This window comes from Pseudomonas batumici (assembly GCF_036585405.1).
Lineage (GTDB): Bacteria > Pseudomonadota > Gammaproteobacteria > Pseudomonadales > Pseudomonadaceae > Aquipseudomonas > Aquipseudomonas batumici.
In genome coordinates, this window is record NZ_CP144470.1 from 3,446,591 (window position 1) to 3,466,931 (window position 20,341).

A 20,341-nucleotide genomic window follows, 5' to 3' on the forward strand; every position below is an offset into this window, starting at 1 on the left:
TGATTTGCCAATCAAGACGACACTCCTTCAGTTTCCGCTTGCCCGGGCTTTGGCTCCGGACGTTTCGGCGGCAGCGGCGCAAAGTAGCCGACCACCAGCAACAGCACGCCCACGCCGATGAACGAGACGATCCGCGCCAGTCCGCCACGGTTGCTCAACTCGACGAAGAACAGCTTGGCGACCACCACGGCGATCAGCGCCGCCCCCACCAGCCAGACCTCGCGACGATGGCGCAGATGGCCGCCGATCATCAGGCCCAGGGCAATCAGGGTCCAGGCAATCGACAGGCCGGCCTGCACCAGCATCGACGCCAGCAAGTCATCCAGGTTGAACGGCACGCCGCCCCAATGGTGCGCGGCGCGCATCACCAGCGCGGTCACGAAGGCGAACAACGAAAGCCCGGCCACGGCCTGGGTGACCAGCTGCGCGTAGTCACGGCGAAGCGCCCACTGCGCCACGGCGCTCTGCGACCAGAGGTAGATCCCCAGCAGGGCGAACATCAGGCCCAGCTCCAACGGGTTGAGCAGCGGCACGTACGGCAGCGGCTCGGCCTGGCCGTCGCTGAAAGTGTTCGCCAGCCAGAACCAGGCCAGCATCAGTACGGCCAGGGGCAAGGCGGCGTACAGGCGATATTCGCGCGGGAAGGCCGCCACCGGCCATGGCCATTGGCGCGGCGCGGCCATCAGCACCAGATAGAGGCTCGGTAGGATCGCCCAGCCCAGCCAGCGCCAGGCGTTGTAATGCTCGGACAGGCTCATCAGGCCAAAACGCAGCTCCAGCGCCAGCACGCCGAGGATCAGCCAGCAACCCAGCACATGGGCATAGCTCATGGCCCGGGCGGGCAGGATCGGCGCCAGGCGGCGCAAGGACAGCAGATGCACGACGAACACCGCCGCCCAGGCCAGCCAGCCGTAATCGGCCGCCGGGTGATAAGCCGGGTACCAGGCGCCATAGAGCACCACCACCGCCACCGGCGTCAGCAAGGTGCAGAGCCGGCCCAGCGTCGGCCAGTTCAGCCGCGCCGCCAACGGCGTCCAGAGCACCACGCTGAGCACCGCCAGCCCCAGCAATGCCTGGGCCTGGAGATGCGCCGGGACGAAGCGCAGCACTTCGCTGACCCAGGCCAACGCCCACCACAATGCGCCCCAGATCAGCAGGACAGTGGACAGCCCCGCCAGGCTCAGGGCCTCGAATGCCGCGGCCGGGGTTCCGCGCTGCAAGCGCCAGGCGCCGATCATGGCCGCCAGGCTCAGCACCATCGGTGTCCAGAAGCCGCTGTGGGCCAATGGCCGCAAGCCCTCGGCGGACAGCGCGCGGAACAGCTCCGGCTCGGCCAGCAGGAACGCCGTGCCGCCGATCACCTGCAACAGCAGGCCGAAGACGAAACTCACCCGTTGCTGCAAGTACAGGCTCAGCCAGATGATCAACAAGCCGCTGGCCGCCCAGACCCCGCTGGCGGTTTCCCAGGGCAGGACGAACAGCACCGCGAGATTGATCAGCACCAGCCCCGCCAGCAACACCACCGAAAGGCTGCGCAGCAGGCGCACATCGTTGCGCACCATCTCGTCGCGGGCCGCCAGCAGCATCCCGGCGATCAGTGACAGGCCGATCAGCGACGCACTCATCAGGCCGTTCCAGCCGGCATTGAACACCGCCGTCGAGCCGCCCTCGGCGCCATGCAGCCGCAGCAGGAACAGGGCGCCACCGAGCAGTTGCACGGCAAAGGCACTGAACAGGAAACTGCGCGATTGCAGGCGCAGGCCGACAAACAGGGTCGCCAGCCCGGCCAGCGCCCAACTGATGGAGGTACCCTGGGTGGAGAAGAACAGCGGTGCCAGCAGGTAGAGGAAGGTCAGGCCGCCGCAGGCCAGCAGCGGTGCCAGGTGGCGCTCCCAGGCGGAGAGCTGTTCAGGCACGGCCTTGCGCAATTGCTGGAAGCTGAACAACAAGGACCCGCCCAGCAGCAAGGCACCCAGCGGTGCGCCGTCCAGCAGGCTGATTTCCCCGACCTGCAGTTTGCCGAGAAACGCCAGCGCCGCGCCGATCTGCAACAACAGGGCAAACGCCCGGGCGAACGGCCGTTGCTGGCGTACGCCGAGCCAGAAGATCCCTGCACCTTCCACCGCCCAGGCCGCCGAAGTCCAGCGGGCATCCAGGCCCAGCGGGATTGCCAGGCTGGCGAAGATCACCCCCAGGGCCAGACAGGTTTCCCCCAACAGCAAGGCGCGACCGCCGGCCAGGATCCGCGCCAGCCCCATGTAGATGATACCCAGGGCCAAGGCGCTGAAGGCCGCCGCGAACTCCAGGTGCCGGACCACGGCGAATTGCAGACCGAAACCCACCAGCGGCGGCCCGAACAGCATGACGCCGTCGACATAGTCGCCCTGGCGCGCCGACCAGCGCAGCAGCGCATCACGACTGTCGTCCTCGGGACCGGCGGCCAGCTCGCGCAATTTACGCCGGGCGAACAGCAGGCCGATCGCCAGGTACATCAGGAAGAACAGCACCAGGAAAGGTTCGGTGCTCCACAGCAACTCCGGTTTATACGAACGCAGGCCCCAGGCGAAACCGATGCCGAAGGTGCCGACAAAACCGATCAGGTTGAGCAGACGCCAGGCCTTGAACCAGGCAATGGCCAGGATGCCGGCGTTCAGCATGGCGAAGTAGCTGAACAACGCCACGTGGTTGCCGCTGCCGGTGGAGGTCAGGATCGGCGCGGCGAAACCGCCCAGCGCCGCGGCGGCGGCCAGGCCAAGGGCGTCCTGGGTGACCGCGAGGATCGCCGAGAACACGGTGACCGCCACCAGCAGGCCCAGGGCCGCCGAAGGGTCGAGCAGCGGATGCAGGCGCATGGCGGCGAAGACCGTCAGGTACAGCACCGCGATCCCGGTGCCTTGCAGCATCAAGGCGTAGTTGCTGTTGCGCAGGCGCAGCCACCAACCGAGCCCGAGCAGGCCCAGGGCGCAGGCGGCGACCCCGGCGTAGCGCGCCTCGATGGGCACCACCATGCCTTCGGTGGCATAGCGCAGCAGGAAAGCCAGGCCGAGGAACAACAGGAGCACGCCGACGCGCAACACCGTGTTGCCGCCGAACAGCCAGTCGCGGGCACCGGCCAGGGCACGTTCGATCAGGTTGGGTTCGCGAGGAACGCGAGGCGCTTGTGGCTCGCGGGATTGGGCGATGATCGGTTCCGGCGCCCAGGCATCGACCTCGGCGTGGACGCTTTCGGGCTGCGGCGTTTCGCGTGCGGGCGCCTGGAGTTCGGTCGGCAGTTCCCAGACCAGTTCGGGAACGACGCCCAGGGCTTCCGGGACCGGCTCGGGGGCTTGTTCCGCAGGCGCCTGTTCGGCGACGCTTGGCGACGCTGGCGCGGCAACCTCGGGCGCCACGTCGGCGAGCGTCGGGGCCACAGGCTGTTCAGGTGTTCGGGTGACGGCGACTTCGAGCTGATGCAGCCGCTGCTCGACGCTCGCCAGGGCTTTTCGCGCCTGCTCCAGTTGAACCACCTGCTCGGCGGTCTGCCGGCCCAGGCTCATCAGGCGAAAGGTCTGGCCGATGCCCAGGCCCAGCAGGGCACCGATCAAGGCATCGGTGAACACCGAGTCCACCAGCCAGCCCAATGCCAGGCCCACCAGCATCAGAATCCATTGCATGCGCGATATCCCTATGCGGCGTCCGAAAGATGCCGCGTAGTATATCGATCCGGCCCCCGGAAAGTGGGGCCGGACGCACAACTTGCCGCAAAAAGTTACTCCAATGCCTTCCAGATTTCAGTGGCGTACTCACGAATCGTCCGGTCCGAGGAAAACCAGCCCATCCGCGCACTGTTGAGTACGGCAGAACGCCACCATTCCTTGGAGTCGTTCCAATGGGCTTCGACCCGGGCCTGGGCGCTCCAGTAGGAATCGAAATCGGCGCAGACCAGGAAGCGGTCATAGTCGATCAGCGAATCCACCAGCCCGACGTAGCGCGCCGGATCGTCCGGTGAAAACACCCCGCCGCGAATGGCCTGCAGCACATCGTTGAGCCGATGGGAGGCGGCCACATCCGCCGCCGCGCTGAACTCGCCGTTGCGCCTGCGCGACTCCACCTGCCGGGCGCCGAGGCCGAAGATGAACATATGCTCCTCGCCCACCCGCTCGCACATCTCGACGTTGGCCCCGTCCAGGGTGCCGATGGTCAGCGCGCCGTTGAGACCGAACTTCATGTTGCTGGTGCCCGAGGCCTCGAAACCCGCGGTGGAAATCTGCTCCGACAGGTCCGCCGCCGGGATGATGCTTTCCGCCAGGCTGACGTTGTAGTTGGGCAGGAACACCACCTTGAGCAGGCCGCGTACGGTAGGGTCGTGGTTCACCGTGCGGGCGATATCGTTGGCCAGCTTGATGATCAGCTTGGCCTGGTGATAGCTGGCCGCCGCCTTGCCGGCGAAGATCTTCACCCGCGGCACCCAGTCGGTTTCCGGCTCGGCACGGATCGCCTGGTACAGGGCCACGGTATGCAGCAGGTTGAGCAACTGGCGCTTGTACTCGTGGATCCGCTTGACCTGCACGTCGAACATCGCCGCCGGGTTGATGGCGATCCCCAGCCGCTCATGGATCAAGGCCGCCAGGGCCCGCTTGCTGTGCAGGCGCTGTTCGGCGAACTGCTTGCGAAAACCGGCCTTCTCGGCAAAGGGCTCCAGGCCCTGCAACAGTTGCTCGGGGTTATCGAGCAGCTCCGGCCCCAGCGCATCGACCATCATCGCCGTGAGTTTCGGGTTGGCCTGGTACAGCCAGCGGCGGAAGGTGATGCCGTTGGTCTTGTTATTGATCCGCTCCGGATAGAGCTTGTGCAGTTCGGAAAACACCGTGCTGCGCATCAGCTGGGTATGCAGGCCGGAAACGCCGTTGACACTGTGGGAACCGAGGAACGCCAGGTTGCCCATGCGCACCCGCCGGCCGTTGTCCTCCTCGATCAGCGACACCGCGCGCAGCACGTCGAAATCGTGAATGCCCTTGGCCCGCAGCGAATCGATGTGCTGGGCGTTGATCAGGTAGATGATCTGCATATGCCGCGGCAGCATGCGTTCCATCAGGCCCACCGGCCAGGTTTCCAGGGCTTCGGGCAGCAGCGTGTGGTTGGTGTAGGAGAGGGTTTCCACGGTGATCTGCCAGGCCGCATCCCAGGCGATATCGTGCAGGTCGACCAGTTGGCGCATCAACTCGGCCACGGCAATCGAGGGGTGGGTGTCGTTGAGCTGGATCGCCGCATGCTCGCCAAGGCTGAGCACCGAGTCGTGCATGTTCTTGTGCCGGCGCAGCAGGTCCTGCAACGAGGCGGAGACAAAGAAGTATTCCTGGCGCAGTCGCAGCTCCTGGCCGGCCTCGGTACTGTCGGCCGGGTACAGGACCCGGGAAATGCTCTCGGCCCGCGCCACCTCGGCCACCGCGCCGAGGTGGTCGCCGGCATTGAAGCGCTCCAGGTGCAGATCCTCCATCGCCCGCGCCCGCCACAGGCGCAGGGTGTTCACACTGGCCCCGCGCCACCCCACCACTGGCGTGTCATAGGCCACCGCCCGCACGGTTTCCGACGGCGTCCAGACCTGGCGGCTCGCGCCGTTGGCATCGGTGACGGTCTGCACCTGGCCGCCGAAACCGACGGGATAGATCACTTCGGCGCGCTCGAACTCCCAGGGGTTGCCGAAGTCCAGCCAGTTCTCGGTCTGTTCCTGCTGCCAGCCATCGACGACGGCCTGGCGGAACAAGCCGTGCTCGTAGCGAATGCCATAGCCGTGACCGGCGATCCCGAGGGTCGACATGCTTTCCATGAAGCAGGCCGCCAGGCGCCCCAGGCCACCGTTGCCCAGGGCCGCATCGGGCTCCAGCAGGCGGATGCGTTCCAGGTCCACGCCCAGCTCCACCAACGCCTCCCGGGCCACCTCCAGCAGGCCGAGGTTGCTCAGGCTGTCGTACAGCAGCCGGCCGATGAGGAACTCCAGGGACAGGTAATACACCCGCTTCTGGCCCTTGCGATAAATCTGTCGCGTGTGGTCCATCCAGTGTTCGACCATATGGTCGCGGGCGGCCAAGGCGATAGCCTCGAACCAGTCATGATCAAACGCGTGGTCCGGGTCCTTGCCCACCGCGTATGTAAGTTTGGCGAGGACAGCCTCGCGAAAGGCGGCGACCTCGGCTTCACGGACTAGCGGTTCCTGAGACATCGATACAACCTCTAGCGAGATGGAGGATTGGAAAGACGGGCCTTCTGAGCCTAGACGGTTCGACCCAAGGCAGCCGTGCGGGTTCGGCGTTTTTTGCAGATGGCCGCGGGAAAAACCGCCGAGCCAGTATTGCCCCAAAAGAATGCAGTCATGTGGAAATCTCCCTGCAAAGGCGCGCTTGTATAAAAAACCGTCAAAAGGTTGTTCACAAATCCACCAGCCCCGGTATCATCGCGCGCCCTGATACACCCTGGACAACGCCCCGATGAAACCCACCTTGATCGCCGCCGCGGAACTCGACCGTCTCGAAACCTGGCAGAAATACTCCAGTCATATGTGCGGCGGCTGCATGTCCAGTTGCTGCACCTTGCCGGTGGAAGTGAAGATCAAGGACCTGATCCGCATCGGCATCGTCGACGAGTTCGAGCGTGGCGACCCGCCGAAGAACATCGCCAAGCGCCTGCAGAAGGAAGGGATCGTCGAGCGTTACAACCAGAAGTCCGAGATCTTCACCTTGCAGCGCATGAGCAACAACGATTGCCTGTACCTGGATCGCAAGTCGCGGTTGTGCACCATCTACGACAAACGCCCGGACACCTGCCGAAACCATCCAAAAATCGGGCCACGCCCGGGCTATTGCGCCTACAAGCCGAAGGCCCCGGAACGCCAGGCACCGGACAAGACACTGTACAACTTCTGACCAGAACCTGTGGCGAGTGGGCTTGGCTTCAAACCGCCTTTACTGAATAGCACTCGCCACCTCGGCGACAACAGATAAACAGCACAAACAAAAACGCCCCCGACCTTGCGGTCGGGGGCGTTTTTTATTCAGCCGGGGCTAAACGATCAAGCCTTGGCTTTCTTGGCAGCGCGGGTACGCTCGCTTTCGTCCAGGATCTTCTTGCGAAGACGGATGGACTTAGGAGTGACTTCGCACAGCTCGTCGTCCTGGATGAATTCCAGGGCCTGTTCCAGGGTGAAGCGAACAGGTGGAACCAGGGCGATGGTTTCGTCTTTACCCGAAGCCCGCATGTTGTCGAGCTTCTTGCCCTTGGTAGGGTTCACGCCCAGGTCGTTGTCACGGCTGTTCAGACCAACGATCTGACCGTTGTAGATTTCCTGGCCGTGCTCGACGAACAGCTTGCCGCGCGCCTGCAGGGTTTCCAGGGAATAGGTCAGTGCCTTGCCGGTTTCAACCGAAACCAGAACGCCGTTCTGACGGCCGGACATGTCGCCGGACTTCATCACGTCGTAACGGTCGAAGATCGAAGTCAGGATGCCAGCACCGTTGGTCAGGGTCAGGAACTGGTTACGGAAACCGATCAGACCACGAGCAGGGATGTTGTATTCCAGACGTACACGGCCCTTGCCATCCGGCACCATGTTGGTCAGATCGCCTTTACGCAGACCCATCTCTTCCATCACCTTGCCCTGGGATTCTTCCGGCAGGTCGATAGTGACGTTTTCGTACGGTTCGTGCTTCACGCCGTCAACCAGACGGATGATCACTTCCGGACGGCCTACAGCCATTTCGAAGCCTTCGCGACGCATGGTCTCGATCAGTACCGAGAGGTGCAGCTCACCACGGCCGGAAACCTTGAACTTGTCAGCCGAGTCGCCTTCTTCAACGCGCAGTGCAACGTTGTACAGCAGCTCTTTGTCCAGACGCTCCTTGATGTTACGGGAGGTCACGAACTTGCCTTCTTTACCGCAGAAAGGCGAGTCGTTTACCTGGAAGGTCATGGAAACGGTTGGCTCGTCAACGGTCAGAGGCTTCATCGCCTCCGGGGTGTCCAGTTGGCACAGGGTGTCGGAAATGAACAGCTCGTCCATACCGCTGATGCACACGATGTCGCCTGCAGCAGCTTCTTCAACGTCCACACGGTGCAGACCGTGGTGACCCATCAGCTTCAGGATACGACCGTTGCGCTTCTTGCCGTCGGCGCTGATAGCAACAACCGGGGTGTTCGGCTTGACGCGACCACGGGCAATACGGCCAACGCCGATAACACCCAGGAAGCTGTTGTAGTCCAGCGCGGAGATCTGCATCTGGAACGGACCGTCACGGTCAACAGCCGGCGCCGGTACGTTGTCGACGATCGACTGGTACAGCGGGGTCATGTCGTCAGCCATTTCGTTGTGGTCCAGACCGGCAATACCGTTCAGGGCCGAGGCGTAGACGACTTTGAAGTCCAGCTGTTCTTCGGTGGCACCCAGGTTGTCGAACAGGTCGAAGATCTGGTCCAGAACCCAGTCCGGACGCGCGCCTGGACGGTCAACCTTGTTGATGCACACGATTGGACGCAGGCCGGCTTCGAACGCCTTCTTGGTCACGAAACGGGTTTGCGGCATAGGGCCGTCTTGAGCGTCAACCAGCAGCAGCACGGAGTCGACCATCGACATCACGCGCTCTACTTCACCACCGAAGTCGGCGTGGCCCGGGGTGTCCACGATGTTGATGTGGTAGCCGTTCCAGTTGATGGCGGTGTTTTTCGCCAGGATGGTAATACCGCGCTCTTTTTCCTGGTCGTTGGAGTCCATCACGCGCTCGTCGTTGAGCTCGTTGCGCTCCAGGGTGCCGGATTGACGCAGGAGTTTGTCTACCAGGGTGGTCTTACCATGGTCAACGTGGGCAATGATGGCGATGTTGCGTAGATTTTCGATCACTTGTGTATCTCGATCAGAGGATTCGGTGTGCTGACAAGTCTTGGCAGCGATTTACAGTAGAGTCAGGCTTTGCCGTTACAGCTTGACGGCGGCGTCGGGGGGCCGGTGACGCAAGCCACAGGCAAACAGCCCCGGGCACTTAGCTCGGTCGATAAACGCGCACATTGGCATGCCCCTCACTGAGCAAATGGTGAGCATGCAGGCGACTCATCACGCCTTTGTCGCAATACAACAGGTACTGGCGAGTAGGGTCCAGTTCCTTGAAACGAGCGTTCAGTGCATAAAACGGCATCGCTTGTACCTCGATGCCAGCGATCTCCAGCGGGTCGTCTTCCTGAGCATCCGGGTGACGGATGTCGATCACGATATGACCGGCCAGCGCCTCGCTGACTTCTTCGATCTGCAAATCCTGGCCCAGTTCGTCGATGACCCGATCGATCGGCACCAGTTTGGCCCGCTCGAGCGCCCGCTCGAGAATCGCCATGTCGAACTGCTGTTCTTCGTACTCCACGCGGTTGCGCTTGGCGTGGGTCTTGGGGTTCACCGAAATGACCCCGCAATATTCCGGCATATGCTTGGCGAAGTCGGCCGTGCCGATCTCGTTCGCCAGGTTGATGATGTCCTGCTTGTGGCTGGCGATCAGCGGACGGATCACCAGCTTCTCGGTCACGCAGTCGATCACCGACAGGTTCGGCAGCGTCTGGCTGGACACCTGGGAGATCGCCTCGCCGGTGACCAGCGCATCGATGTGCAGTCGATCGGCCATGATCGAGGCCGCGCGCAACATCATACGCTTCAATACTACGCCCATATGACTGTTATCGACTTTGCCGAGAATTTCTCCCAGCACTTCCTCGAACGGTACGCTGACGAACAGCACCCGCTGGGAGCTGCCGTACTTCTTCCACAGGTAGTGGGCGACTTCCATCACCCCCAGCTCGTGGGCGCGGCCACCGAGGTTGAAGAAGCAGAAGTGGGTCATCAGGCCACGGCGCATCATCTGATAGGCGGCCACGGTAGAGTCGAAACCGCCGGACATCAGCACCAGCGTCTGCTCGATGGAACCCAGCGGGTAACCGCCCAGGCCATTGTGCTGGCTGTGGATGACAAACAACCGTTGGTCGCGAATTTCCATCCGCACTTCGATTTCCGGCGCCTTGAGGGAAATCCCGGCGGCATTGCACTGTCGGCGCAACTGGCTGCCGACATATTTCTCCACTTCCATCGAGGTGAAGCTGTGCTTGCCGGCCCGCTTGCAGCGCACCGAAAAGATCTTCCCGGGCAGGGCCGCGCCGAAGTGCTGCTTGCACTTGGCGGTGATGTCGTCGAAGTCGCCCAGCGGGTATTCGTCGACCTGCAGGAAATGCGCGATGCCCGGCATGCAGCACAGGCGCTCGGTCAGCTCCTGCAAGGCCTTGGGCTCGCTCAGCGCGGTTTCCAGCTCGAGGTTGTCCCACACGCCGTTCACCACCACGTCCGGGTCCAGGTCGCGGAGCACGGTACGGATGTTCTTGGCCAGCTGGCGGATGAATTTCGTCCGGACAGGGCGGCTTTTAATGGTGATTTCGGGGAAGACTTTTACGATAAGTTTCATGAAAACAGCGCGCGAAGGGCCGGCCGAAAAAGGGGGGCGCGGATTATAGCGGAAATTGCTCAAGGTTTAACCAGTTATTGTGCAGATGGTTTTGAACGCACCAAAACGGGTCATTCACAATTATTCGAGAACCATATTGGTGCGGCAAATACCCGAAAATCCGCCTATGCTCGCTGCAACGCTTGAGATTGGGGCAAAAAACCCATCACGGGGCACTGGCATGCAATTTGCTCTCTTGTGAGGCAGGTTGCCTTGGCCGATATTCGCGCCGGCATCACCACTCTTTCAGGGCTAACTCCACTACCCAGCCCGAAGCCACCCGGAGGACACCATGTCGAAGTCGGTTCAACTCATCAAAGATCATGACGTTAAATGGATTGATCTGCGCTTCACTGACACCAAAGGCACTCAGCACCACGTGACCATGCCGGCCCGTGATGCACTGGATGAAGATTTCTTCGAAATCGGCAAGATGTTCGACGGCTCCTCCATCGCTGGCTGGAAAGGCATCGAAGCCTCCGACATGATCCTGATGCCGGACGACAGCACTGCCGTACTCGACCCGTTCACCGAAGAGCCGACCCTGATCCTGGTCTGCGACGTGATCGAGCCTTCGACCATGCAGGGCTACGACCGCGACCCACGTGCAATCGCCCGTCGTGCCGAGGAATACCTGAAGTCCACCGGTATCGGCGACACCGCTTTCTTCGGTCCGGAGCCTGAGTTCTTCATCTTCGACTCGGTCAAGTTCAAGTCCGACATCTCCGGTTCCATGTTCAAGATCTTCTCCGAACAAGGTTCGTGGATGTCCGACCAGGACGTGGAAGGCGGTAACAAAGGCCACCGTCCAGGTATCAAGGGCGGTTACTTCCCGGTTCCACCGTTCGACCACGACCACGAAATCCGTACCTCCATGTGCAACGCGCTGGAAGAGATGGGCCAGACCGTCGAAGTTCACCACCACGAAGTGGCGACTGCCGGCCAGAACGAAATCGGCGTGAAGTTCAACACCCTGGTCAACAAGGCTGACGAAGTCCAGACCCTGAAGTACTGCGTACACAACGTGGCGGATGCCTACGGCCGTACCGCGACCTTCATGCCAAAACCGCTGTACGGCGATAACGGCTCGGGTATGCACGTGCACATGTCCATCTCCAAGGAAGGCAAGAACACCTTCGCTGGCGAAGGCTATGCCGGTCTGTCCGACACCGCCCTGTACTTCATCGGCGGCATCATCAAGCACGGTAAGGCCCTGAACGGCTTCACCAACCCGTCGACCAACTCCTACAAGCGTCTGGTCCCAGGTTTCGAAGCACCGGTGATGCTGGCCTACTCGGCTCGCAACCGTTCCGCCTCGATCCGTATTCCTTACGTCAACAGCCCCAAGGCCCGTCGTATCGAAGCACGCTTCCCGGATCCGGCTGCCAACCCTTACCTGGCCTTCGCCGCACTGATGATGGCCGGTCTGGACGGTATCCAGAACAAGATCCACCCTGGCGATGCCGCTGACAAAAACCTGTATGACCTGCCGCCTGAAGAGGCCAAAGAGATCCCACAAGTTTGCGGCAGCCTGAAAGAAGCCCTGGAAGAGCTGGACAAAGGTCGTGCGTTCCTGACCAAAGGCGGCGTTTTCAGCGACGACTTCATCGATGCCTACATCGAGCTGAAAAGCGAAGAAGAAATCAAGGTACGTACCTTCGTACACCCACTGGAATACGAGCTGTACTACAGCTGCTGATCCAGTCGCGCCCGCGCAAGCGGCGTAACGAAAGGCCACCTTCGGGTGGCCTTTTTCATGGGTAAAAAACGAGATTTCTTGAAACGTTTCAAGACTGGCAGGTCGACGCCGCGGGGCGTTAACTAGGGTTCCCGACCTCGCGCCGGGAACCACAGGCACCGCGCATGATGCGCGGTACAAGGACGTTAACCTGGAAACCCGCTCATGACCTCGATCTCGACACCCGAGCCACAAACCCCGCCCCAGCCCCGCGCCCAGGTATTGCTGCGCAGTACCCGCTCCTGGGACGGCACGCCCTACGAACGCTATCCGGCGGGCCCGCCCGAGCTGACCTTGCTGCAGGTCAATATTCCGCCCGACACCGAACTGGGCTGGCACATCCACCCGACTCCCAGCGCGGCCTACATCCTGTCGGGTGAAGTGCGGGTCGAGACCCGGGAAGGCGGCCGGAACACGCTCTTGAAACAGGGCGACACAATAGCCGCGCTGGTCAACATCCAGCACCGCGCCAAGACCGGCGCGGTTCCGGTGGAGCTGCTGGTGTTCTATGCCGGCATCGAGGGAGAACCGCTCTCCGTGTCGGACCTCTGACCCCTGTAGGAGCCGGCTTGCCGGCTCCTACAGGTTTCGCGGCATTTTCAAGATCCCACGCTGTGAATAGACATCCCGGGACAAGCCCGCACCTTCTTCATGAAAAGAGACTGGCGCCTGGCCGCGCTTGTGACGTTTACTCAGAGCCCCATACCACTCTTCCAGGACGAAGCTCGCTCCATGCACCTGAAAAAATCCCTTGCCGGCCCACTGCTGCTCATCCTCCTCAGCACCGGCGCCTGTGCCCAGACCCCGAACACCACGACAGCCCCCACGTCCCTGGCGCCCCTGCTCCAGGCCATGAGCGAACGCCTGGACATCGCCGACCAGGTCGCGCTGACCAAATGGGACAGCGGCAAACCGATCCAGGACAGCCCGCGCGAGCAGCAAGTCATCGCCAACGCCGCGCAACAGGCCGCCACCTATCAGCTCAACCCCGAAGACGTGAGCCAATTCCTCGCCGCCCAGATCGAAGCCAACAAGCTGGTGCAATACGCGCTGCTGGCCAAGTGGCGCGATGCCGGCAAGGCCCCGACCATCGCCCGCCCCGACCTGGTGAAACAGATCCGCCCGGCACTGGACCAACTGCAGACCCGCCTGCTGCAACACTACGCCGCCTTCGCCGCCTCACGACGGGACCCGCAATGCCCGACCTGGCTGGCCCAGGGGCGCAAGGCCCTGAGCATCGACGAGATCCATGACCTGGCCCTGGTTCGCGCCACGGGCGAGCTGTGCGTCAGCGGGCGCTGAAGCCGTTGAAGGTTGTGCTCTATGCTGACACCCTGACGCACCTGGGCGGGATGCCACCGCCAGGACCATTATCGGGAGTGCCCATGGGTCGAAGCCTTCTCTTGCTGCTAATGGCCGTTGCCTTGCCGGCGGCCGCACAGATCTACAAGTACACCGACGCCAACGGCAACACGGCCTACAGCAACCAGCCACCCGACGGCACCGCCGCGCAGACTGTCGAACTGCCGCCACTCAACAGCGTCGGCCTGCAGCAACCGGCCGCGCCGGCGGCACCGGCAGCGGCCACACCCGTGACCTCGAAGGCGACATCGGCGAACGACGGCGCGCTCTACAGCACCCTGGAGCTGACGGACATCCCGACCCAGGAAGCCCTGCGCGCCAACAACGGCACCTTTACCGTCGGCGTGAAGCTGGAGCCGCGCCTGCAACGCCAGCACCTGCTGCGCCTGGTGCTCGACGGCGCGCCCTACGGCCAACCGAGCAATGTGCCGCGCCTGCAACTGGTGAATATCGACCGCGGCGACCATACCCTCGGCGTCCAGGTGCTGGCGGGCGACCAGGTCGTGCAGCAAAGCCCCATCGTGCCCTTTACCCTCCAACGGGTGCACAAGCCCGTGAGCCATCCATGATTCGAGTGTTCGTCCGCCTGCTGCCGCTGCTCCTGACCCTCTGCGCAGGCTCCGCGCCGGCCGAGATCTACACCTACATCGACAGCCAGGGCAATCGGGTCTTCACCGACCAGCACCGCGTCGGAGCCAAAGCGGTGCCCCTGCCGCCGGTCAATCGCCTGTCGCTGACACCGGCGGCCCCCCAGCCTTCGCCAGCCACCCCGACAAAGCCCAAGGTCCAGCCGATCGTCCATTACCAGATGCTGCGCATCCTGGTGCCGGACCCCGATGCAACCATCCGTAGCACCGAAGGCAATCTGATCGTCAGCGTCACCAGCGAACCCGGCCTGATGCCCGGCCACGCCTATCGCCTGCTGCTGGACGGCAAACCCACCGCCGCACCCGGCTCCAGCCCGGTATTCGCCTTGAACAATATCGACCGCGGCAGCCACCAGCTGGCGGTGGAAATCCTCGACGAACAAGGGCGGATCGTCGAACGCACGGCCAACCAGCCCTTCCATATGGTGCGCATCTCGCTGGCGCAGAAACGCCAGGCCAACCCCTGCCAGCTTGCCGACTACGGCCAACGGCCCGAATGCCCCCTGGCGGACAAGCCCGTAGAAGAAAGCAGCAGCATTTTGCCGTTTCTCTGATCAGCGCTCACAGGCACCACATTGGTGCACTAAACTGCACACTTGCCCGAGCCAAATCCCATTTTGGTTCGAAAGTACCCGCGACAACTGGCAGAACGCCACTCAATCGAGCCTGAAACGCCCATTTCAGACGATTCGCGCTTCTTTTCGGAGCCTTGGTTTGGTTTTTGCATTTTCCTCGTATCGGCGCCTTATTCGCGCGCGCAAATCGGGACCGGCCCCGTTTGCCATGCTCCAAAAGAGGTCCCCATGACCATCAGCGACGCCCTGCACAGACTGTTACTCGACAACCTGACCACCGCCACCATCCTGCTCAACGCCGAACTGCGCCTGGAGTACATGAACCCGGCGGCGGAAATGCTCCTGGCCATCAGCGGCCAGCGCAGCCATGGCCAGTTCATCAGCGAACTGTTCACCGAGTCGGTCGAAGCCTTGAACTCCCTGCGCCAGGCCGTGGAGCAGGCGCACCCGTTCACCAAGCGCGAAGCCATGCTCACGGCGCTGACCGGCCAGACCCTGACCGTCGACTACGCCGTGACGCCGATTCTCAGCCAGGGCGAAACCCTGCTGCTGCTGGAAGTCCATCCCCGTGACCGCCTGCTGCGCATCACCAAGGAAGAGGCCCAGCTGTCCAAGCAGGAAACCACCAAGATGCTGGTGCGCGGCCTGGCCCACGAGATCAAGAACCCCCTGGGCGGGATCCGCGGAGCCGCGCAGTTGCTGGCCCGCGAGCTGCCGGAAGAAAGCCTGAAGGACTACACCAACGTCATCATCGAAGAGGCCGATCGTCTGCGTAACCTGGTGGATCGCATGCTCGGCTCGAACAAGCTGCCGTCCCTGGCGCTGACCAACGTCCACGAAGTGCTGGAACACGTCAGCAGCCTGGTGGAGGCCGAAAGCCAGGGCTGCATCAACCTGGTGCGGGACTATGACCCCAGCATTCCCGACGTCCTGATAGATCGAGAACAGATGATCCAGGCCGTGCTCAATATCGTGCGCAACGCCATGCAGGCCATCAGCAGCCAGAACGAGCTGCGCCTGGGCCGCATCAGCCTGCGCACCCGGGCGATCCGCCAGTTCACCATCGGCCATGTCCGCCATCGCCTGGTGACCAAGATCGAGATCATCGACAACGGCCCGGGGATTCCCGCCGAGCTGCAGGAAACCATCTTCTACCCCATGGTCAGCGGCCGCCCGGACGGTACCGGGCTGGGCCTGGCCATTACCCAGAACATCATCAGCCAGCACCAGGGCCTGATCGAGTGTGAGAGCCACCCCGGCCACACCACGTTCTCGATCTTTCTGCCACTGGAACAAGGAGCCACATCGACATGAGCCGTAGTGAAACCGTGTGGATCGTCGATGACGACCGTTCTATCCGCTGGGTCCTGGAGAAAGCCCTGCAACAGGAAGGCATGACCACCCAGAGCTTCGACAGTGCCGATGGTGTGATGAGCCGCCTGGTCCGTCAGCAGCCGGATGTGATCATCTCCGACATCCGCATGCCCGGCGCCAGTGGCCTGGACCTGCTGGCGCGGATTCGCGAGCAGCACCCGCGCCTGCCGGTGATCATCATGACCGCCCATTCCGACCTCGACAGCGCGGTGGCGTCCTACCAGGGCGGGGCGTTCGAATACCTGCCCAAGCCGTTCGACGTCGATGAAGCGGTGTCGCTGGTCAAGCGCGCCAACCAGCATGCCCAGGAACAGCAAGGCATGGACGTGGCGCCGACCCTGACCCGCACCCCGGAAATCATCGGTGAAGCGCCGGCGATGCAGGAAGTGTTTCGCGCCATCGGTCGCCTCAGCCACTCCAACATCACGGTGTTGATCAATGGCGAATCCGGCACCGGCAAGGAGCTGGTGGCCCACGCCCTGCACCGTCACAGTCCGCGGGCGGCGCAACCGTTCATCGCCTTGAACATGGCGGCGATTCCCAAGGACCTGATGGAGTCCGAACTGTTCGGCCATGAGAAAGGCGCGTTTACCGGCGCGGCCAACCTGCGTCGCGGGCGCTTCGAACAGGCCGATGGCGGCACCCTGTTCCTCGACGAGATCGGCGACATGCCGGCCGACACCCAGACCCGCCTGCTGCGGGTGCTGGCGGACGGCGAGTTCTACCGGGTCGGCGGGCATACGCCGGTCAAGGTCGACGTGCGCATCATCGCCGCGACCCACCAGAACCTGGAAACCCTGGTCCACGCGGGCAAGTTCCGTGAAGACCTGTTCCATCGCCTGAACGTGATCCGCATCCATATTCCACGGATGTCGGACCGTCGCGAAGACATTCCGACCCTGGCCAAGCACTTCCTCGCCCGCGCCGCCCAGGAGTTGTCGGTGGAGCCGAAGCTGCTGAAGCCGGAAACCGAGGAATACCTGAAGAACCTGCCGTGGCCGGGCAACGTGCGCCAGCTGGAGAACACCTGCCGCTGGATCACCGTGATGGCCTCCGGTCGCGAAGTGCATATCAGCGACCTGCCACCGGAACTGCTCAACCTGCCCCAGGATTCGGCGCCGGTGACCAACTGGGAGCAGGCGCTGCGCCAGTGGGCGGACCAGGCGCTGGCACGCGGTCAATCCAGCCTGCTGGACAGCGCCGTGCCGAGCTTCGAGCGGATCATGATCGAGACCGCCCTCAAGCACACCGCCGGCCGCCGCCGCGACGCCGCCGTGCTGCTGGGCTGGGGCCGCAACACCTTGACCCGCAAGATCAAGGAGCTGGGCATGAAGGTCGATGGCGGGGATGAGGACGACAGCGACGAGGGTTAAACCTGATCGCACCTGCGAAGCTTCAAGCCAAACCCTCTACAGCCCGGCTGTAGAGGGTTTTTTATTGCCCTGAAAATAGCTTGGCGTGCACCACAGCAATGCACTTTGAACCGCTATCGAGCAGGCTACCGAGCTACGCAAGCCTCACCGCCGTTTTCCTGCCGCACCGGAAAGGCCCCGTATTCCGGGGCTCTCAGCCATCCCTAGGAAATTTCCGAAGCAATCGTCAGCGTTTTTCAAAAACTGGCACGCGCCCTGCAATAACCCCAGTACAACCCAGTTTCGGGGACCCTGGTACAGGCAGGCCAGGACTCCCCTTCTTTACAACCGGGGCTCACACCGCTCATAGCGACGAGCCCCAAAACGCTTTCGGGAACCCCGGTACAGGCAGGCCGGGACTTCCCTCTTTAACACCCGGACTCACACCGCCCGCGCGACGAGTCCAAACGCTTTCGGGACCCTGGTACAGGCAGGCCGGGACTCCCCTTCTTTACAACCGGGACTCATACCGCTCACAGCGACGAGTCCAGACGCTTTCGGGAACCCTGGTACAGGCAGGCCAGGACTTCCCTCTTTTATTCCTCCCTGAGATTGACCGCCAATCTCCAGCGGCCGTCCACCGTCGCACCGGCCCACTCGCCGTGCAGCGGACGCGCCGCCAGCAGCGTCAGCAGCAACCCCTTGTCACTCGAGCGCACATGCCAGTTGGCGTCCTTGCCGGCCACCTGCAAGTGCCCGCTCTGCGCCTTGCCCTCGGCATCGAACAACAACGCCACCGCACCGTCGACCTCCTCGCCATGCACCTTGGGCTCGGCACTGAACCACAGCACCACCCCGTCGGGCACCGCGTCGACCTGTTGCAGCACCAGGGGCTCGGGCGCCGTCAGGCGACCGATCATCAGACCGATCATCAGGCCGACAATCGCCAGCGATCCCATCACCCGCGGCATTAGCTTCGGTCGCGGGTCCTCTTCGGGAGTAGAATGCTGCTTATCTTCATCTTCGGAGCCGTGCATGTTTCACGTCATCCTTTTTCAACCAGAAATTCCGCCGAATACCGGCAACATTATAAGGCTATGCGCCAACAGCGGCTGCCACCTGCATTTGATCGAGCCCATCGGTTTCGAAATGGACGACAAGCGCCTGCGCCGTGCCGGCCTCGACTATCACGAGTACGCCACGCTCAAGACCCACGCCGACCTTGCCAGTTGCCTGGAAAGCCTCGGCCACCCGCGCCTGTTCGCCTTCACCACCAAGGGTTCGCGGCTGTTCCACGATGCGCGCTTCGCCGAGGGCGATGCGTTTCTCTTCGGTCCGGAAAGCCGTGGCCTGCCGGCCGAGGTGCTCGACGCCCTGCCCGGCGAACAGCGCCTGCGCCTGCCCATGCGCGAAGGCTGCCGCAGCCTGAACCTGTCCAACACCGTGGCGGTGGCGGTTTACGAAGGCTGGCGCCAGCTGGGCTTTGCCTGAACAAAAAAAGCGCCGAAAAGGCGCTTTTTTCTGTAGGGGCCAGCAATCCGCTTATTGAACGGTTTGCGAACCTTCTTCCTGCAGACGCTGCAGCTCTTGCGCGTACAGGGCGTCGAAGTTGACCGGGGCCAGCATCAGCGCCGGGAACGAACCACGGGTCACCAGGCTGTCCAGGGTTTCGCGCGCGTACGGGAACAGGATGTTCGGGCAGAACGCACCCAGGGTGTGGCTCATGGAAGCCGCGTCCAGGTTCTTGATCAGGAAGATACCGGCCTGCTGCACTTCAGCGATGAACGCCACTTCGTCACCGTTCTTCACGGTCACCGACAGGGTCAGCACCACCTCGTGGAAGTCGCTTTCCAGGGCTTTCTGACGGGTGTTGAGGTCCAGACCGACGCTCGGCTCCCACTGCTGACGGAAGATCGCCGGGCTTTTCGGGGCTTCGAAGGACAGGTCACGCACGTAGATACGCTGCAGGGAGAATTGCGGTTGGTTTTCTTCTTCGTTCGCAGCAGTGTTCTGTTGGTCAGTCATCGCAGCAGATCCTTCTTGATCTTCAGGTCTTTAAAGGGTTGGGGAATCAAGCTTCTAGCAACGCATCCAGCTTCCCGGCGCGCTCGAGGGCGAACAGGTCATCGCAACCACCGACATGCCGGTCGCCGATCCAGATCTGCGGCACGGACGTGCGCCCCGCCTTCCGGGCCATTTCGGCACGCAACTGCGGCTTGCCGTCGACCTTGATCTCGTCGAAGGCAACGTTCTTGCTGCCGAGCAACGACTTGGCCCGCATGCAGTAAGGGCAGTAATCACTGGAGTAAACGACGACCTGGCCCATATCACTTCACCAGCGGCAGATTGTCGGCTTTCCAGCTGGAAATACCGCCGGACAGCTTGGCGGCAATGAAGCCGGACTTGAGCAGTTCGCGGGCATGAGTCCCGGAATGCTGGCCCTGGGCGTCGACCAGAATCAGGGTCTTGGCCTTGTGCTTTTCCAGTTCGCCGATACGCGCCATCAGCTTGTCCTGGGGAATGTTCAGCGCGCCGACGATATGACCGGCAGCGAATTCCTTGCTCGGACGCAGGTCGATGACCACGCCCTGGTCCTGGTTGACCAGCGCCGTCAGCTGGCCGGTGCTCAGGCTGGCGCCGCCGCGGCTCATTTCATGGGCAATCAGCAAGGCCAGCAGGAGCACGAAGGCGCCGGCCAACAGGTAGTGGTTAGTGGCAAATGCAATCAGGTGATCGACCATCAGGAGTTTCCAGGGCGTTAAAATGTGGGCCAGTATACACAGCCGTCAAGGTC

Annotated in this window: 17 protein-coding genes; 9 read left to right on the plus strand and 8 right to left on the minus strand. The window is 62.6% G+C overall.

Annotated elements, in window-relative coordinates; all coding sequences use genetic code 11:
* Positions 1 to 11: 11 nt before the first annotated feature.
* Together NUH87_RS15505 and NUH87_RS15510 are read right to left on the minus strand one after the other, a co-directional pair.
* Positions 12 to 3,653, minus strand: a complete 3,642-nt coding sequence (locus tag NUH87_RS15505; RefSeq protein ID WP_338521402.1) for a DUF2339 domain-containing protein — start codon at positions 3,651 to 3,653, stop codon at positions 12 to 14.
* A 95-nt stretch (positions 3,654 to 3,748) separates the two neighbouring features.
* A complete protein-coding gene (locus NUH87_RS15510) occupies positions 3,749 to 6,199 on the minus strand; it encodes a glycogen/starch/alpha-glucan phosphorylase (protein ID WP_040063518.1) in 2,451 nt (816 codons plus the stop codon).
* Positions 6,200 to 6,464: 265 nt separating this feature from the next.
* On the opposite strand from NUH87_RS15510, the gene NUH87_RS15515 reads away from it, so the two are divergent.
* Positions 6,465 to 6,899 (plus strand): YkgJ family cysteine cluster protein, encoded by a 435-nt coding sequence (locus NUH87_RS15515; protein ID WP_040063517.1) that lies wholly within the window; start codon positions 6,465 to 6,467, stop codon positions 6,897 to 6,899.
* Positions 6,900 to 7,045: 146 nt separating this feature from the next.
* Here the strand turns inward: NUH87_RS15515 and typA are convergent, their stop codons facing one another.
* Together typA and thiI are read right to left on the minus strand one after the other, a co-directional pair.
* The gene (typA, locus tag NUH87_RS15520) at positions 7,046 to 8,866 is read right to left on the minus strand and encodes a translational GTPase TypA (protein ID WP_040063516.1); all 1,821 of its coding nucleotides are present in this window, start codon (positions 8,864 to 8,866) and stop codon (positions 7,046 to 7,048) included.
* Between the two features lie 139 nt (positions 8,867 to 9,005).
* Positions 9,006 to 10,460 carry a tRNA uracil 4-sulfurtransferase ThiI gene (thiI, locus tag NUH87_RS15525; protein WP_338521407.1) on the minus strand — a complete coding sequence of 485 codons (1,455 nt, stop codon included), beginning with the start codon at positions 10,458 to 10,460 and terminating at the stop codon, positions 9,006 to 9,008.
* Between the two features lie 331 nt (positions 10,461 to 10,791).
* Here thiI and glnA point away from each other — a divergent pair, with 331 nt between their 5' ends.
* From glnA to ntrC, 7 genes are all read left to right on the plus strand, one after another.
* Entirely contained in the window at positions 10,792 to 12,198 is a 1,407-nt protein-coding gene (gene glnA, locus NUH87_RS15530; RefSeq protein WP_338521409.1) for a type I glutamate--ammonia ligase, read from the plus strand.
* 204 nt (positions 12,199 to 12,402) lie between these two features.
* Positions 12,403 to 12,789: a cupin domain-containing protein gene (locus NUH87_RS15535; RefSeq protein WP_338521411.1), complete on the plus strand. Its 387-nt coding sequence runs from the start codon at positions 12,403 to 12,405 to the stop codon at positions 12,787 to 12,789.
* A 180-nt stretch (positions 12,790 to 12,969) separates the two neighbouring features.
* The gene (locus tag NUH87_RS15540) at positions 12,970 to 13,539 is read left to right on the plus strand and encodes a chorismate mutase (RefSeq protein ID WP_338521413.1); all 570 of its coding nucleotides are present in this window, start codon (positions 12,970 to 12,972) and stop codon (positions 13,537 to 13,539) included.
* An 83-nt stretch (positions 13,540 to 13,622) separates the two neighbouring features.
* On the plus strand, positions 13,623 to 14,168 hold the full coding sequence (locus tag NUH87_RS15545) for a DUF4124 domain-containing protein (protein ID WP_338521415.1): 546 nt from the start codon (positions 13,623 to 13,625) through the stop codon (positions 14,166 to 14,168).
* Entirely contained in the window at positions 14,165 to 14,800 is a 636-nt protein-coding gene (locus NUH87_RS15550) for a DUF4124 domain-containing protein (RefSeq protein ID WP_338521417.1), read from the plus strand. The genes NUH87_RS15545 and NUH87_RS15550 overlap by 4 nt, the downstream gene beginning before the upstream one ends.
* A 249-nt stretch (positions 14,801 to 15,049) precedes the next feature.
* Positions 15,050 to 16,135, plus strand: a complete 1,086-nt coding sequence (gene glnL, locus NUH87_RS15555; RefSeq protein WP_040063506.1) for a nitrogen regulation protein NR(II) — start codon at positions 15,050 to 15,052, stop codon at positions 16,133 to 16,135.
* Positions 16,132 to 17,568 carry a nitrogen regulation protein NR(I) gene (ntrC, locus tag NUH87_RS15560; protein ID WP_040063505.1) on the plus strand — a complete coding sequence of 479 codons (1,437 nt, stop codon included), beginning with the start codon at positions 16,132 to 16,134 and terminating at the stop codon, positions 17,566 to 17,568. The genes glnL and ntrC overlap by 4 nt, the downstream gene beginning before the upstream one ends.
* Before the next feature lie 575 nt (positions 17,569 to 18,143).
* Here ntrC and NUH87_RS15565 read toward each other — a convergent pair.
* The gene (locus NUH87_RS15565; protein WP_338521421.1) at positions 18,144 to 18,584 is read right to left on the minus strand and encodes a hypothetical protein; all 441 of its coding nucleotides are present in this window, start codon (positions 18,582 to 18,584) and stop codon (positions 18,144 to 18,146) included.
* On the opposite strand from NUH87_RS15565, the gene NUH87_RS15570 reads away from it, so the two are divergent.
* Positions 18,583 to 19,038, plus strand: a complete 456-nt coding sequence (locus tag NUH87_RS15570; protein WP_248798088.1) for a tRNA (cytidine(34)-2'-O)-methyltransferase — start codon at positions 18,583 to 18,585, stop codon at positions 19,036 to 19,038. The two genes, NUH87_RS15565 and NUH87_RS15570, sit on opposite strands and share 2 nt — an antisense overlap.
* A gap of 51 nt (positions 19,039 to 19,089) precedes the next feature.
* Here NUH87_RS15570 and secB read toward each other — a convergent pair whose 3' ends face one another.
* From secB to NUH87_RS15585, 3 genes are read right to left on the minus strand one after another with little or no spacing between them, the layout of a single operon-like run.
* Positions 19,090 to 19,572 carry a protein-export chaperone SecB gene (gene secB, locus NUH87_RS15575; protein ID WP_338521427.1) on the minus strand — a complete coding sequence of 161 codons (483 nt, stop codon included), beginning with the start codon at positions 19,570 to 19,572 and terminating at the stop codon, positions 19,090 to 19,092.
* Positions 19,573 to 19,618: 46 nt separating this feature from the next.
* Positions 19,619 to 19,873, minus strand: a complete 255-nt coding sequence (gene grxC / locus NUH87_RS15580) for a glutaredoxin 3 (protein ID WP_040063501.1) — start codon at positions 19,871 to 19,873, stop codon at positions 19,619 to 19,621.
* A 1-nt stretch (position 19,874) separates the two neighbouring features.
* Positions 19,875 to 20,288 carry a rhodanese-like domain-containing protein gene (locus tag NUH87_RS15585; RefSeq protein WP_040063500.1) on the minus strand — a complete coding sequence of 138 codons (414 nt, stop codon included), beginning with the start codon at positions 20,286 to 20,288 and terminating at the stop codon, positions 19,875 to 19,877.
* Positions 20,289 to 20,341 lie beyond the last annotated feature (53 nt).